The sequence below is a fragment of the Paraburkholderia phymatum genome (genome assembly GCF_040965635.1).
Taxonomy (GTDB): domain Bacteria; phylum Pseudomonadota; class Gammaproteobacteria; order Burkholderiales; family Burkholderiaceae; genus Paraburkholderia; species Paraburkholderia phymatum_B.
Map to the genome: position 1 here is coordinate 71975 of NZ_JBFRCH010000020.1, position 14853 is coordinate 86827.

Genomic DNA, 14853 nt, shown 5'->3' on the forward strand with positions numbered 1-14853 from the left:
CTTTCTCCATGACGTTTGCGACGCTGCGCTAGCGGCGTCGGCCGCTCTGGCGCGGTGACGGAACGGGCCGCACTGCTCATCGCTTCCCATGCTCGACAATCTCACTCAACGGATGGCGCGCGTCGTCAAGACGCTGCGCGGCGAAGCCCGCCTCACCGAGGCGAACACGCAGGAGATGCTGCGCGAAGTGCGCCTCGCGCTCCTCGAAGCGGACGTGGCGCTGCCCGTCGTGCGTGACTTCATCGCGAAGGTGAAGGAGAAGGCGCTCGGCGAGGAAGTGATCGCCAGCCTGTCGCCGGGTCAGGCGCTCGTCGGCGTCGTGCAGCGCGAGTTGACGGCCGTGATCGGCGGCGACTACGAAGGCAAGGCCGCCGAGCTGGATCTCGCTGTCACGCCGCCCGCGATCATCCTGATGGCGGGTCTGCAGGGCGCGGGTAAGACGACCACCGTCGGCAAGCTCGCCAAACTTCTACGCGAGAAGTACAGGAAGAAAGTGCTGACGGTGTCGTGCGACGTGTATCGCCCCGCCGCTATCGCTCAGTTGAAGACCGTGACTGAGCAGGTAGGCGCCGATTTCTTCCCGTCGCAGCCGGACCAGAAGCCCGTCGATATCGCGCGTGCCGCCGTCGACTGGGCGAAGCGTCACTATCACGATGTGCTGCTCGTCGACACAGCCGGCCGTCTTGGCATCGACGAAGCGATGATGAATGAGATCACGGCGTTGCATAAGGCGCTCGATCCGGCGGAAACGCTCTTCGTCGTCGATGCGATGCTCGGTCAGGACGCGGTGAACACCGCGAAGGCGTTCAACGACGCGCTGCCGCTCACAGGCGTCGTGCTGACGAAGCTCGACGGCGATTCGCGCGGCGGCGCGGCGCTGTCGGTGCGTCACGTGACAGGCAAGCCGATCAAATTCGTCGGCGTCGCGGAAAAGCTCGACGGCCTCGAGATCTTCTATCCGGACCGGATGGCGAACCGGATTCTCGGCATGGGCGACATTCTCGCGCTCGTCGAGGAAGCACAGCGCGGCGTCGACGTGCAGGCCGCGCAGAAGCTCGCCGACAAGGTCAAGAAAGGCGGCGACTTCGATCTGAACGATTTCCGCGCGCAGCTTTCGCAGATGAAGAAGATGGGCGGGCTGTCGTCGCTGATGGACAAGCTGCCCGCGCAGTTCCAGCAGGCCGCGTCGAATGCCGACATGGGCCAGGCCGAAAAGCAGATGCGCCGCATGGAAGGCATCATCAACTCGATGACGCCCGCCGAGCGCGCGAAGCCCGAGCTGATCAAGGCGACGCGCAAGCGCCGCATCGCGGCGGGCGCGGGCGTGCAGGTTCAGGAAGTCAACCGGCTCCTGAACCAGTATGACCAGATGCGCACGATGATGAAGAAGCTCAAGGGCGGCAACCTGCAGAAGATGATGCGCGGCATGAAGGGCATGATGCCGGGCATGCGCTGATCCCTTCCGGCCGCGCGCGCTCATTCGCAAATGCGGGCGCGCGTCGGCCATCTCGACCCGGTGCGTATGCCGAATGAGGCGCGGGTATATGCTGTAGCGCACCGTGTCGTTGTCTCTCACACTATGTATACAGTTACTGCCCGCCAGACGTCATGAATCGCGAAGAAGCTCTCCACATTTTCCGCCACTCCGAAGAAATCGTTTCGGCCAGCGACGTCAACGCCTCCATCGGCCGCATGGCGAACGCCATCCGCGCCGAGATGGCCGAAGACTTTCCGCTCGTGCTGTCGGTGATGGGCGGCGCGGCGGTGTTCACGGGCATGCTGCTGCCGCATCTGGACTTCCCGCTTGAGTTCGACTACATCCACCTCACGCGCTATCGCAACGCGATCAAGGGCAGCGCGGAAATGCAATGGCGCGTTGCGCCTGCCGAGTCGGTGAAGGACCGCGTCGTGCTGGTGCTCGACGACATCCTCGACGAAGGCGAGACGATGGCCGCGATCCGCGACCGCATCATGGCGATGGGCGCGAAGCGCTTCATGAGCGCGGTGCTGTGCGAGAAGATCATCCCGAAGGCGAAGCCGCTGCACCCGGACTTTTGCGGCTTCGAAGTGCCGGACCGTTACGTGTTCGGTTGCGGAATGGACGCGAAGGGATACTGGCGCAACCTGCCCACCATTCGCGCGTTGACGGAAGGCGCGTAACGCCTTTCCGCTAATGCCCAAACAAAAAAGCGACCTCATGGGTCGCTTTTTTGTTGCTGCATCGATTCGGCTTCAAAGCTGACGCACGAAGGAGCGAATGCCGCCCAGCATCATTTCGACTGAAATCGCGACGAGCACGAGACCCATCAAGCGCTCGAACGCCGTCACGGTACGCTCGCCGAGCCACTGCTGGATACGCTCGGCCAGCACCAGCACGATCGCGCAGACGATCATCGTCACCGTCAGCGCCGCCACCCATTCGGCCATCTTGCTCGGCGCCTGAGACGTCAGCAGCATCACCGTCGCAAGGGCCGACGGACCGGCGAGCGCCGGAATCGCAAGCGGCACGATCAGCGGCTCGGCGGCGCGCGAATCGGCGCCGAACGGGCCATCGGGATGCGGGAAGATCATCCGCAGCGCGATCAGAAACAGCACGATCCCGCCGCCGATGCGCAACGACAGATCGGTCAGGCTCATCATCCGCAGAAAGCGGTCGCCGACGAGCATGAAGACCAGCAGGATCACGAACGCGGTGGCAACTTCGCGCAGAATCACGCGGATGCGCCGGTGAGGCGCAACACCCCGCAAGCAGTTGATGAAGAGCGGGATGTTGCCGAGTGGATCAGTGATGAGAATGAGCAGGACGGTCGCAGACAGGAAGTTGTACTCCACTGTCCGCTCCCGTCAGTGCGCGAGTGCCGCTTTGATCTTCTCGCTCACGAACTGCGCCGCGCCTTCGACGGGCAGCAGCGTGGCTTCCACATCGCGGCGGCCCTGGTACTCGATTTTGCCGTCCTTCAGGCCACGGTCGCCGATCACGAGACGATGCGGCACGCCGATCAGTTCCCAGTCCGCGAACATCACGCCCGGACGCTCGCCGCGATCGTCGAGGATCACGTCGATGCCCGCTGCGACGAGTTCCGCGTACAGCTTGTCGGCGTGTTCGCGCACGGCGTCGCTGCGGTCATAGCCCATCGGGCACAGCACCACTTCGAACGGCGCGATCGATTCCGGCCAGATGATGCCCTTCTCGTCGAAGTTCTGTTCGATCGCGGCGCCGAGGATACGCGTGATGCCGATGCCGTAGCAGCCCATCTGCATCGATTGCGGCTTGCCCGACTCGTCCAGATACTTCGCGTTCATCGCGTCCGAATACTTGGTGCCGAGCTGGAACACGTGGCCGACTTCGATGCCGCGGCAGATCTCGATGACGCCCTTGCCGTCTGGCGACGGGTCGCCCTTCTTCACGTTGCGGATATCGGCGACGACAGGCTCCGGCAGATCGCGGCCCCAGTTGACGCCCGTCGTGTGGAAATCCACTTCGTTCGTGCCGACGACGAAATCGCTCATGTTCGCGACCGTGCGGTCCGCGATCACCTTGACCGGCTTCTTCGTGTTGAGCGGCCCGAGGTAGCCCGGCGGCGTGCCGAACCACTCGACGATTTCGTCTTCCGTTGCGAAGCGGTATTCGGCGAGACCCGGCAGCTTGTTCGTCTTGATCTCGTTCAGATCGTGATCGCCGCGCAGCATCAACAGCCAGATGGTCGGCTCGGCGCCTTCGTTTTCCGCTTTGTTGTCGGTAGCTAGAACGATCGACTTGATCGTGCGTTCGAGCGGGATGTCCAGGTACTCGGCCACGGCTTCGCACTTTGCCTTGCCCGGGGTCGGCGTCTTCTTCAACTCTTCCTTCGGCGCCGCGCGCACGGCGATCAGCGGCAGCGCTTCGGCCGCTTCGACGTTCGCTGCGAAGTCGGAAGTCGGGCAATACGCGATGTCGTCCTCGCCCGTCTCCGCGATCACGTGGAACTCATGCGAGCCGCTGCCGCCAATCGAACCGTTGTCCGCCGCGACCGCGCGGAAATCGAGACCGAGGCGCGTGAAGATGCGCACGTACGCTTCGTACATCTTGCGATACGTCTCTTTCAGGCCGTCGAGGTCCTTATCGAACGAGTACGCGTCCTTCATGATGAACTCGCGGCCGCGCATCACGCCGAAGCGCGGGCGGATCTCGTCGCGGAACTTCGTCTGGATCTGATAGAAGTTCACGGGCATCTGCCGGTAGCTCTTGATCTGGTTGCGCGCGATGTCCGTGACCACCTCTTCGTGCGTCGGTCCCATCACGAAGTCGCTCTCCTTGCGGTCCTTGAAGCGCAGCAGTTCGGGGCCGTACTTTTCCCAGCGGCCCGACTCCTGCCACAGTTCCGCCGGCTGCACGGCCGGCATCAGCAGTTCGAGCGCGCCTGCCCGGTTCATTTCTTCGCGCACGATCGCTTCCACCTTGCGGATCGAGCGCAGGCCGATTGGCAGGTAGTTGTAAATGCCGCCAGCGACGCGTCGGATCATCCCGGCGCGAACCATGAGCTTGTGACTGACGATTTCCGCGTCGGAAGGCGCTTCCTTCAGGGTGCCGATAAAGAAACGGGAGGCTTTCATTCAGAATTTTCCAAAAGCGGCGGACCAAAAGGGCCGCCCGAAGAGGTAAGACGATGGGTTCGCGCGCCTGAGCGCGGGCCACACCAACACACGCCGAATAGCGATTGTCGCATGCGCGGGCATTTGCCCAACGGCGCTGGGAAGCGGCTCTCGCGGCAGCGGGCGCGGCCTGTTACGTCCAATCGCGCCAATCTGGTGCGAAGCGGTGCGTCGGACCCGTTATCTGTTTATAATCAAAGCAATTTTAAAGGATTCGAAGGTGGTTGTATGCTGGATCGTGAAGGCTTTCGCCCGAACGTCGGCATCATCCTCTTGAACGCTCGCAACGAGGTGTTTTGGGGCAAACGGCTCCGTGAACATTCCTGGCAGTTTCCGCAAGGGGGCATCAAATACGGTGAGACCCCCGTGCAAGCGATGTATCGGGAGTTACACGAAGAAACCGGCCTGCTTCCGGAGCACGTCAAGGTTATCGGTCGCACGCGCGACTGGTTGCGTTACGAGGTGCCGGACAAGTTCATCAAGCGCGAGGTTCGCGGTCACTACCGCGGCCAGAAGCAGATCTGGTTCCTGCTCCGGATGATTGGACGCGATTGCGACATCTGTCTGCGCGCGACCGATCACCCTGAGTTCGATGCCTGGCGCTGGAACGAGTACTGGGTGCCGCTCGACTGCGTAATCGAGTTCAAGCGGGATGTGTATCAGCTGGCGTTAACGGAGTTGTCCCGCTTCCTGCGGCGGCCTCAGCCGCGCACGGAACGGCCCGGTGGACATCATCACGGGCAGCGCTATCCGCGGATGGCGTCGTCGGTGAATACGCCGCCCGGGGCGTCGATGGCGTCCGCGTCATCCGTGACCACGGTCACGGCGACGATCGTCGTCGAAACGACACTGCGTGCGACAATCGGGTCGGACTGTTCGTCGACGGAAGACCCGGTCGTTCAGGCGCCGGGACTGCGCGACTGACTCTGTGCGGCTGTCCATGCCGCATCTGCCGGTGCGGTGTGGGCATGCCACGCTGCGCCGGTGTTTCGAGGAAACCATATTGAAAGTATCTGCTTTCGCCGTGGCGTGCGTCGCCACCGGCGTTTTGCTGGCTGCCTGTTCGAGCACCAAGAGTTCCAACTCCAACGCGTCCGACGGACCGAAGAGCGACTTCCAGTATCTGCTCGACCGGCCATCGACCTGGACCGAAAAGAAGGTCGATACGCTCCCGCCCATGCCGCAACCCGGCAAACTGCTGCCGTTCACCGTTTCGCAGAACACGCCGCTTCAGTTCGCGCTCGATGCGAAATCGCTGACCGTCGATAGCGACGGCGTCGTTCGCTACACGGTGGTGATCACGAGCCCGAGCGGCGCGCGCAACGTCAACTACGAGGGCATCCGCTGCCAGGACTACTCGTGGAAGCTGTATGCCGGCCTCAACGCAGACCACGACGGCTGGGACCGTACGGTCGAAAACGACTGGACGCGTATTGAAAATGGCGATCTGAACGCGTACCACGCGTCGCTCTATCAGGATTACTTCTGCTCAAGCAAGATGCCGACCGGCAAGGCAGATGCGATCCTGACCAACATCAAATACAAGCGCGCGAACAGTACGCTGATTCGCGGCAACTGATCGGGGCTTTATCCGCGCGCGGAAAGCGCGGAACCTCGATGATGGCGCAACGAAAAAAGCCGTCCCATCTTTCGATGGGGCGGCTTTTTGCTTTCCGGAGCGACGGGCGCGTGACCGATTGTTAGACGAGCACCAGATTATCCCGATGGATCAATTCGGGCTCGAGCATATAGCCCAGTACGGTTTCGATCTCGCCACTCGGACGACGCTGGATCAGCTTCGCCTCCGCGCTGCTGTAGTTCGTCAGTCCGCGCGCGACCTCGCGCCCCGACGCGTTCAGACACGCGATGACCTCGCCGCGCGCAAACGCGCCCTGCACGCCGACGACGCCGATCGGCAGCAGGCTCTTGCCGCCCCCGGTAAGTTTTTCGACCGCGCCGTCGTCGATCACGACGTGTCCGCGCACCTGCAGGTGATCCGCCATCCACTGCTTGCGCGCCGCCATCCGAGCGGTACGCGCGATGAGTTGCGTGCCGATTGCCTCGCCCGCTGCGAGCCGCGCGAGCACATCCGCCTCGCGGCCGCTTGCGATCACCGTGTTCGCACCGCTGTGCGCCGCGCGTTTCGCCGCGAGAATCTTCGTCAGCATGCCGCCGCGGCCGATGCTCGACCCAGCGCCGCCCGCCATCGCTTCCAGTTCCGGCGTGCCGGCGTCGGCTTGCTGGACAAGAGTCGCGCTCGAATCCTTGCGCGGATCGGCGGTGAAGAGACCTTGCTGGTCGGTGAGAATGATCAGCGCGTCGCCTTCGATCAGGTTCGCGACCAGTGCGCCGAGCGTATCGTTGTCACCGAACTTGATTTCGTCGGTGACGACCGTGTCGTTCTCGTTGATGATCGGCACGACGCCAAGACGCAGCAGCGTCAGCAGCGTCGAGCGCGCATTCAGATAGCGTTCGCGATCTGCCATATCGGCATGCGTCAAAAGAATCTGCGCGGTGCGGATCGAATGCTCGGCGAAGCGGCTTTCGTAGACCTGCGCGAGCCCCATCTGCCCGACGGCCGCCGCCGCCTGCAACTCGTCGATTTCGCGCGGGCGCTTCGTCCAGCCAAGGCGCTGCATGCCTTCGGCGATCGCGCCGGAACTGACGAGCACGACTTCCTTGCCCTGCCCGCGCAGCGCGGCAATCTGAGCGGCCCAGCGACCGATTGCTGCATGATCGAGCCCACGCCCGTCGTTTGTGACGAGGCTCGACCCGACTTTCACCACCAATCGCCTGGAATCTGCGATAACGGAACGCATTGTGCGCGGTCTCCAAGATGATTCGTAAGGCCGGCGCTTGCTGGAAATGCGCCGGCATCCAGGGTACGGCTGCTTACTCCTGCGGCTCGGCCGATGCCCCCGTGCTGCCCGCCTGCTGGTCGCGGAAACGCACGTCGGCGGCCAGATCCTCCGCTTCGGCTGCGCGGTGCGCATCGGAGTGCTCTGCGATGTAGTCGTAGACCGCGTAGCAAAGATTCTCGCAGCCCTGGCCCGTCAGCGCCGAAATTTCGAAAACGGGACCTTCCCATTCGAAGTCTTTGATAAAGCGGGCGACGCGTGCTTTGCGCTCTTCTTCCGGGATCATGTCGAGCTTGTTCAGCACGAGCCAGCGCGGCTTGCCGTACAGCTCCTCGTCGTACTTGCGCAGCTCGTTGACGATCGCCTTCGCTTCCGCGACGGGATCGACGGTTTCGTCGAACGGCGCGAGATCGACGATGTGCAGCAGCAGGCCCGTGCGCTGCAAGTGCCGCAAAAACTGGTGGCCCAGGCCCGCGCCTTCCGCCGCGCCTTCGATCAGACCGGGAATGTCGGCGACCACGAAGCTGCGGCTCGGCCCGACGCGAACGACGCCGAGATTCGGCGCGAGCGTCGTGAACGGATAATCGGCAATTTTCGGCTTCGCGTTCGACACCGACGAAATGAACGTCGACTTGCCCGCGTTCGGCATGCCCAGCAAGCCGACGTCCGCGAGCACCTTCAACTCGAGACGCAGCATGCGGCGCTCGCCCGGCTTGCCGTCCGTCTTCTGCCGCGGCGCGCGATTCGTGCTGGACTTGAAGTGCAGATTGCCGAGGCCGCCCGCCCCGCCCTGCGCGACCAGCACGGTCTGATTGTGCTCGGTGAGGTCGGCGATCACCTCGCCCGTGTCCATGTCGGCGATGATCGTGCCGACGGGCATGCGCAGCGTGATGTCGTCGCCGCCCTTGCCGTAGCAGTCCGAGCCGCGGCCGTTCTCACCGTTGCGCGCCTGATGCTTTTTCGCGTAGCGGTAGTCGATCAACGTGTTGATGTTACGGTCTGCGATTGCATAGACGCTACCGCCGCGGCCGCCGTCGCCGCCGTCCGGACCGCCGAACGGGACGAATTTCTCGCGGCGCATCGACGCGCTGCCATCTCCTCCGTCGCCGGCGATGACTTCGATCCTCGCTTCGTCAATGAACTTCATGCGTTACTCCGTCCCGTGTGTATTGCTATTTTGCCGCGCGTTGCGCGCGTGCACCATTGGCCGTTTGGCCAGATTGACCTTGATTCTTGTCGATTCGCGACAACGAAATGCCGCGACGATACGGGTCCGCGAGCGAAAACTCTCAAAGGAGACCCGCAAACGAAATTCGCAAACAAAAAGGCCCCGCAAACTTCGCGGGGCCTTTTCCGGTCCTGAAGCCCGTGTCTGATTTAATCTCAGACAGCCGGGACGACGTTGACCATGTGCTTCTTGTCGGCGCCCTTCGTCGTGAACTTGACGTGGCCGTCGACCAGTGCGAACAGCGTGTGATCCTTGCCGATGCCGACGTTCTCACCAGCGTGCATGCGCGTACCGCGCTGACGCACGATGATGCCGCCAGCCAGGATGGCCTGACCGCCGTAAACCTTCACGCCGAGGCGTTTCGACTCGGAGTCGCGGCCGTTCCGGGAAGAGCCGCCTGCCTTTTTGTGTGCCATGTGATTACTCCTTGCCCGATGCGCTTATGCGTTGATCGCGTCGATGCGCAGTTCGGTGTAGTTCTGGCGATGGCCGCCATGCTTTTGGTAGTGCTTCCGGCGACGCATCTTGAAGATGGTCACTTTGGCGTGACGACCGTGCGACACAACGGTAGCCTTGACGGAAGCCCCACTGACCAGCGGCGTACCGAACTTAATCGATTCGCCTTCGCCCACTGCGAGAACCTGGTCGAGCGTGATTTCAGCGTCAATGTCTGCCGGTATCTGTTCTACTTTAAGTTTTTCGCCGACAGCAACCTTATACTGCTTGCCGCCGGTTTTTATGACCGCGTACATTGAAAACCTCACTCTGGATTCATTTTTCCCGACGCACCACGCGCGGAAACGCTCGATTATACATAGAGTTAGCTGCGCGGTCAAAAGCAGTTGACACCGACCACGCCAAGCCGTCCGGCGCGCAACAAACGCCACATGCCAATGCCAAAACGGCCACGATCGCTGGGCGTACGGCGCTGAATTACCGCAGTTCGCCTTATAATTCGCGGCACTACCCGAATTCGTCACCATGTCGTCAACCGCCACTACTCCCAACGCAGCCAATCTGCTCGCTCCGATCGTCGAAGACATGCAGCAGGTGAATCGCGTCATCCGGCACCGCCTGGCGTCCGAGGTGATGCTGATCAACCAGATCTCCGAGTACATCATCAGTGCCGGAGGCAAGCGCCTGCGCCCCGCGCTGCTCCTGCTCGTGGCGCGCGCGCTCGGTGACAGGACGGGGCATCGGCACGAACTGGCGGCCGTCGTCGAGTTCATCCACACGGCGACGCTGCTGCACGACGACGTCGTCGACGAATCCGATCTGCGGCGCGGGCGTCAGACGGCAAATGCGCTGTTCGGCAACGCGTCGAGCGTGCTGGTCGGCGACTTTCTTTACTCGCGCTCGTTTCAGATGATGGTCGGCGTGGGCAAGATGCGCGTGATGGAGATTCTTTCGGAAGCGACCAACATTATTTCCGAAGGCGAAGTGCTGCAACTCCTGAACATGCATGACGCCGACGTCGACGAAGCGCGCTACATGCAGGTGATCCGCTACAAGACGGCCAAGCTGTTCGAAGCGGCCGCCCAGCTGGGCGCCGTGCTGTCGGGCGTGGACGCGACCACGGAAGCCGCCGCCGCCGAGTTCGGCCGCCGCATCGGCACGGCGTTTCAGATCATGGACGACTGGCTCGACTACACGGGCACGCCCGAGTCGATGGGCAAGAACGCCGGCGACGATCTGCGCGAAGGCAAGCCGACGCTGCCGCTGATCTATCTGATCGAGCGCGGCACGCCGGAACAGGCGGCGCTCGCGCGCGAGGCAATCGAACAAGGCGGCACAGACCGCTTCGACGAGATTTTCGAGGCGATCACGCACTCGGGCGCGCTCGATCACACGCTCGGATGCGCGAAGCAGGAAGCGCAGGCAGCCGCAGCAGCAATTTCTTCGTTTCCCAGTTCCATTTACAAGGAAAGCCTGCTAGAATTATGTTCTTACTCGACGACGAGACAGTCTTAAACGAGACTGAAGCGCCGAATTAGTCTGAATCGAGTAACCAAATCGGGGTGTAGCTTAGCCTGGTAGAGCGCTACGTTCGGGACGTAGAGGCCGGAGGTTCGAATCCTCTCACCCCGACCAGATTTTGAAAAAACCGCGCGTTGCGCGGTTTTTTTTCGCCCATCGGGTTTGCCAATCACCTGAATGGACAGCAAGCCGACCTGGCCATCCGGCCGATGAGAGCCGTCCGGCCCCTCTGCTATATTCTCCCCATCCCTCCCCTTCTCTTATTCACGACGCGTGGAACAACTTCCCTTATGGGCGCAAATAGGCGCCGTCGTCCTGCTTCTCATCTGCTCAAGCTTCTTCTCCATTACCGAGACAGCGATGATGGCGATCAATCGTCATCGTCTGAAGCACCTAGCCGGCAAGGGCGCGCTCGGCGCGAAAACCACGCAAGGCCTGCTCGCGCGCACCGATGAGCTGCTGAGCGCCGTGCTGATCGGCAACAACCTGTTCAACACAATCATCCCGGTGCTCACCACGTCGATCGCGTTGCACACGTTCGGCAGCAACAGCATCGTGCTGTCGGTTGCGACGGGTATCGTCGCGTTTCTCATTATCGTGTTCGCCGAAATCACGCCGAAGATCGTCGGCGCGACGTTCCCCGAAAAAATCGCGTTGCCGGCCAGCCTGTTGATCGCACCGCTGATGCGTGTGTCCAAGCCGCTGATCTGGTTCGTCAACCTGTTCGCCAACAGCATCCTGCGCGTGCTGCACATCAATACGAAGAGCGCGCACGAACAGCGGCTGTCAACGGAAGAACTGCGCACCATCGTGCTCGAGTCCGGCAGCTTCATGCCGACCAAGCACCGCAGCATCCTGCTGAACCTGTTCGACCTCGAAAACATCACCGTGGACGACGTGATGATTCCCCGCCGCCGCATCGAGGCGCTCGATTTCGACGCGCCATTCGAGCAGATCCTGCATCAGCTCGAAACCTGCTATCACAACAAGCTGATCGTCTATCAGGGCGACTTCGACCGCGTGCTCGGCGTGCTCCATGTGCGCAAGACGCTCTCCGCATTGCACAACCAGGAACTGGAGCGCGACACGCTGCGCGAACTGCTCGCCGAGCCGTACTTCGTGCCGACAGGCACACCCGTCTTTCAGCAACTCCAGTATTTCCAGGAAAGCCGGCATCGGATTGCGCTCGTCGTCGACGAATACGGCGAGCTGCAGGGACTCGTGACGCCCGAGGACATCATCGAGGAACTGATCGGCGAATTCACGACGTCGGTGCCGCGCAGCGCGAGTTCGCGCGGCGGCTGGAACGAAGACGGCGAGTGCATCGTCGCGGGCAGCATGCCCCTTCGCGAACTGAACCGTTGGCTGCAATTGCGTCTGCCGACGGATGGCCCAAAGACGCTCAACGGACTGATCCTGGAAGTTCTCGAAGAGATTCCGGAAGGCGACGTCTGCGTGAAGATTGGCGACATCAAACTCGAAGTGATGCGCAGCGACGACCAGGCGATCAGAACAGTGAAGATCTTTCGCCCCGGTCTCCCACCGGGTTCAAAAATCAAGCGGCTCGTGAGCCGCGGATAGCGCACCTGGCCATTCGGCCGAATAGCGGCCAGGCGCACGATCTCCGAAGATGAAGCCGTCATGTTCTACGGGCGGCTCCCAGCCGGTTTTCGATGCGCACCTCTTCCCATCCGGCCTCGCCTCCGCTCAAGGTGGCCGCGACCCGGCAGCCACCCGCTACGGCCGACGCGGACAATCCGCCAGCCGTCCGCCTGCTCGCCGATACGCTTCTCGAAGCCGCGCGCCTCAACGCATCCGATCTGCATATCGAACCGATGGAGCACGGCTGGCGGATGCGTCTGCGCGTCGATGGCGTGCTGCACGAGATCGCCCGCCCGCCGGCGCATCTGCGCGACGCGTTCATCACACGCGTGAAAGTACTGGCTCGCATGGATATCGCCGAGCGCCGCGTGCCGCAAGACGGCCGCTTGCGGCTGCCCGTCGCTGCGGGCCGGGTCGAGGACTATCGCGTCAATTCGCTGCCCACGCTGTTCGGCGAAAAGCTCGTGCTGCGTAGGCTCGACGCGCTGCCAGCCGATCTGTCGCTCGACTCGCTTGGCCTGGCGCCCGCTCAGCGCGATATCGTCGACCGCTCCATCCGCGCGCCGCATGGGCTCGTGCTCGTCACGGGACCGACGGGCAGCGGCAAGACGATATCGCTGTACTGCTTCCTGCAACTGTTGAATGCCGAGTCCCGCAATCTCTGCTCGGTCGAAGATCCGGCGGAGATTCAGCTTGCGGGCATCAATCAGGTCAGCGTTCGCGAGAGGGCGGGCCTCACGTTCGCCGTCGCGTTGCGTGCTTTCCTGCGCCAGGACCCGGACGTGATCATGGTCGGCGAAATCCGCGACGAAGAGACGGCCGATGTGGCCGTCAAGGCGGCTCAAACGGGCCACCTGGTCTTGTCGACGCTGCACACGAACGACGCGCCCGCTGCCATCGCGCGCCTGATCGACATCGGCGTCGAGCCATACAATCTCGCGGCCGCGCTACGTCTCGTGACCGCGCAGCGGCTGGTGCGACGCCTGTGCGTCGCATGCAGGCAGCCGTCGATGGAAACGCCCGCGTCGTTGCGCGCCGCCGGCGTGCCCGACGCTGACACCACGCAGTGGCATCCCTACCTTCCACGAGGATGCGAAGCCTGCCACGGCATCGGCTTTCGCGGACGCGTCGGCATCCATCAGGTGATGCCCGTTTCTGACGCGATGCGTGAACTGATCGTCGCGCGCGCCGGCACGCACGAGATCGCTCGACAGGCGCACGCCGAACGGGTCCAGACGCTGCGCGAAGCGGCATTGGCCCGCGCATTCGACGGCACGACGAGTCTCGCCGAAGCGCTCAGCGCAACGGAGGTCGCATGACGGCCACGACAATCCAGGACCAGCGCTTTGCATGGCGCGCGCTCGACGCGCAGGGCGTGCGCCGGCGCGGCACCATCATCGCGCCGGATCTTGCGGCTGCTCGCGCGATGCTGAAGCAGGACGCGCTCTATGGCCTCGAATGGAGCGTGCGCGGCGCAGCTCCGCAGCCCAAAGTACGCGCCGCCGACGTCACGCTGTTCACGCGCCAGCTGTCGAGCCTGCTGCGTGCGGGCCTGCCACTCGCGTCGTCGCTCGAACTGCTGGCGAATGCATCGAAAGACAGCAAGCGTGCCAAAGGCATGCCGCGCATCGTGAATGCGCTCACTCGCGATATCACAGCAGGGCTCGGCTTCTCGGCGGCGCTCGCCCGTCATCCGGTGCAGTTCGGCGCGCTGTATCGTCAGTTGGTCGAAGTGGGCGAAGCGTCAGGCGCCCTTCCTGCCGTGCTCGCGCGACTCGCAGACGACCGCGAGCGCGCCGCCGCGCAGCGGGCCAAAGTGCGCGCCGCGCTCACCTATCCCGTCGCGATCCTGCTGCTTGCGATCGCGATTACGGCTGCGCTGCTAGTGTGGGTCGTTCCGACGTTCAAGCAGATCTTCGATGGCTTCGGCGCGAAGCTGCCCGCACCGACGCAACTGGTGCTCGCGATGTCGGCAGCCGCTGGCCGCTGGAGCGTGCCGCTCGCTTCGATCGTATGCGTGCTCGTGCTCGCCATGCGTCATCTGCTGAGCCGCTCGGAGGCATCCCGGCTGCAGTTCTCCCGGGCGATGCTGCAGCTGCCCATCGCCGGCTCGCTGCTTGCGACGCTCTGCGCCGCGCGCTGGAGTCGTGCGCTCGGCACGCTGCTGTCGGCGGGGACGCCCCTTGCCGACGCATTCGATTCGCTCACGCACGCGACGGGCAACGCCTGGTTCGATCGCGGGACCATCACGATCTCGGCGCAGCTTCGACGCGGCGTGCGGCTCGCGCCCGCAATGCGCGAAGCGCAATGCTTTCCGGAGGACATCGTGCAACCCGTCGCCATCGCAGAAGAATCGGGCACGCTCGACACGATGTTGCTCGACGTCGCGTCGCTGAGCGATCGACAGGTCGACGAAAAAATCGCGGGTCTCGCGAGCCTGTGCGAACCGCTCGTGATCGTCGTGTTGGGCGGGCTCGTCGGCGGTCTCGTGATCGCGATGTATCTTCCCATCATCCAACTTGGCAACGTGGTGTAGTAGCATCGCAGCCGAATCCA

The 14853-nt window shown here is 63.1% G+C and carries 14 protein-coding genes and 1 tRNA gene; 9 read left to right on the top strand and 6 right to left on the bottom strand.

Going from position 1 to position 14853, the window contains the following annotated elements:
- The first annotated feature begins 88 nt into the window (after positions 1-88).
- Together ffh and AB4Y32_RS27165 are read left to right on the top strand one after the other, a co-directional pair.
- Complete coding sequence (gene ffh, locus AB4Y32_RS27160; protein WP_368724325.1) at positions 89-1456, top strand: signal recognition particle protein; 1368 nt, start codon at positions 89-91, stop codon at positions 1454-1456.
- A gap of 152 nt (positions 1457-1608) precedes the next feature.
- Complete coding sequence (locus AB4Y32_RS27165) at positions 1609-2160, top strand: hypoxanthine-guanine phosphoribosyltransferase (protein ID WP_368724326.1); 552 nt, start codon at positions 1609-1611, stop codon at positions 2158-2160.
- Positions 2161-2232: 72 nt separating this feature from the next.
- On the opposite strand, the gene AB4Y32_RS27170 is transcribed toward AB4Y32_RS27165, so the two are convergent.
- Together AB4Y32_RS27170 and AB4Y32_RS27175 are read right to left on the bottom strand one after the other, a co-directional pair.
- On the bottom strand, positions 2233-2832 hold the full coding sequence (locus tag AB4Y32_RS27170) for a MarC family protein (RefSeq protein WP_368724327.1): 600 nt from the start codon (positions 2830-2832) through the stop codon (positions 2233-2235).
- Positions 2833-2844: 12 nt separating this feature from the next.
- A complete protein-coding gene (locus tag AB4Y32_RS27175; protein WP_368724328.1) occupies positions 2845-4593 on the bottom strand; it encodes a proline--tRNA ligase in 1749 nt (582 codons plus the stop codon).
- 267 nt (positions 4594-4860) lie between these two features.
- On the opposite strand from AB4Y32_RS27175, the gene AB4Y32_RS27180 reads away from it, so the two are divergent.
- Together AB4Y32_RS27180 and AB4Y32_RS27185 are read left to right on the top strand one after the other, a co-directional pair.
- The gene (locus tag AB4Y32_RS27180; RefSeq protein ID WP_368724363.1) at positions 4861-5556 is read left to right on the top strand and encodes an RNA pyrophosphohydrolase; all 696 of its coding nucleotides are present in this window, start codon (positions 4861-4863) and stop codon (positions 5554-5556) included.
- A 79-nt stretch (positions 5557-5635) separates the two neighbouring features.
- Complete coding sequence (locus AB4Y32_RS27185) at positions 5636-6211, top strand: CNP1-like family protein (protein WP_368724329.1); 576 nt, start codon at positions 5636-5638, stop codon at positions 6209-6211.
- 121 nt (positions 6212-6332) lie between these two features.
- Here AB4Y32_RS27185 and proB read toward each other — a convergent pair whose 3' ends face one another.
- The 4 genes from proB to rplU form a co-directional block, all read right to left on the bottom strand.
- A complete protein-coding gene (gene proB, locus AB4Y32_RS27190; RefSeq protein WP_368724330.1) occupies positions 6333-7451 on the bottom strand; it encodes a glutamate 5-kinase in 1119 nt (372 codons plus the stop codon).
- Between the two features lie 73 nt (positions 7452-7524).
- Positions 7525-8637, bottom strand: coding sequence for an Obg family GTPase CgtA (gene cgtA, locus AB4Y32_RS27195; RefSeq protein WP_368724331.1), 1113 nt, complete (start codon positions 8635-8637; stop codon positions 7525-7527).
- 236 nt (positions 8638-8873) lie between these two features.
- Positions 8874-9134: a 50S ribosomal protein L27 gene (rpmA, locus tag AB4Y32_RS27200; RefSeq protein ID WP_087735215.1), complete on the bottom strand. Its 261-nt coding sequence runs from the start codon at positions 9132-9134 to the stop codon at positions 8874-8876.
- Positions 9135-9158: 24 nt separating this feature from the next.
- Positions 9159-9470 (bottom strand): 50S ribosomal protein L21, encoded by a 312-nt coding sequence (gene rplU / locus AB4Y32_RS27205; protein WP_006025184.1) that lies wholly within the window; start codon positions 9468-9470, stop codon positions 9159-9161.
- 229 nt (positions 9471-9699) lie between these two features.
- Here rplU and AB4Y32_RS27210 point away from each other — a divergent pair, with 229 nt between their 5' ends.
- The 5 genes from AB4Y32_RS27210 to AB4Y32_RS27230 all read left to right on the top strand — a co-directional run bounded on the left by AB4Y32_RS27210 (position 9700) and on the right by AB4Y32_RS27230 (position 14833).
- A complete protein-coding gene (locus tag AB4Y32_RS27210) occupies positions 9700-10689 on the top strand; it encodes a polyprenyl synthetase family protein (protein WP_368724332.1) in 990 nt (329 codons plus the stop codon).
- 43 nt (positions 10690-10732) lie between these two features.
- Positions 10733-10809: transfer RNA gene (locus AB4Y32_RS27215), tRNA-Pro, on the top strand.
- Positions 10810-10968: 159 nt separating this feature from the next.
- Positions 10969-12276, top strand: coding sequence for an HlyC/CorC family transporter (locus tag AB4Y32_RS27220; protein ID WP_368724333.1), 1308 nt, complete (start codon positions 10969-10971; stop codon positions 12274-12276).
- A 92-nt stretch (positions 12277-12368) separates the two neighbouring features.
- Entirely contained in the window at positions 12369-13616 is a 1248-nt protein-coding gene (locus tag AB4Y32_RS27225; protein WP_368724334.1) for a GspE/PulE family protein, read from the top strand.
- Positions 13613-14833, top strand: coding sequence for a type II secretion system F family protein (locus AB4Y32_RS27230; RefSeq protein WP_368724335.1), 1221 nt, complete (start codon positions 13613-13615; stop codon positions 14831-14833). The genes AB4Y32_RS27225 and AB4Y32_RS27230 overlap by 4 nt, the downstream gene beginning before the upstream one ends.
- The last annotated feature ends 20 nt before the right edge of the window (positions 14834-14853 follow it).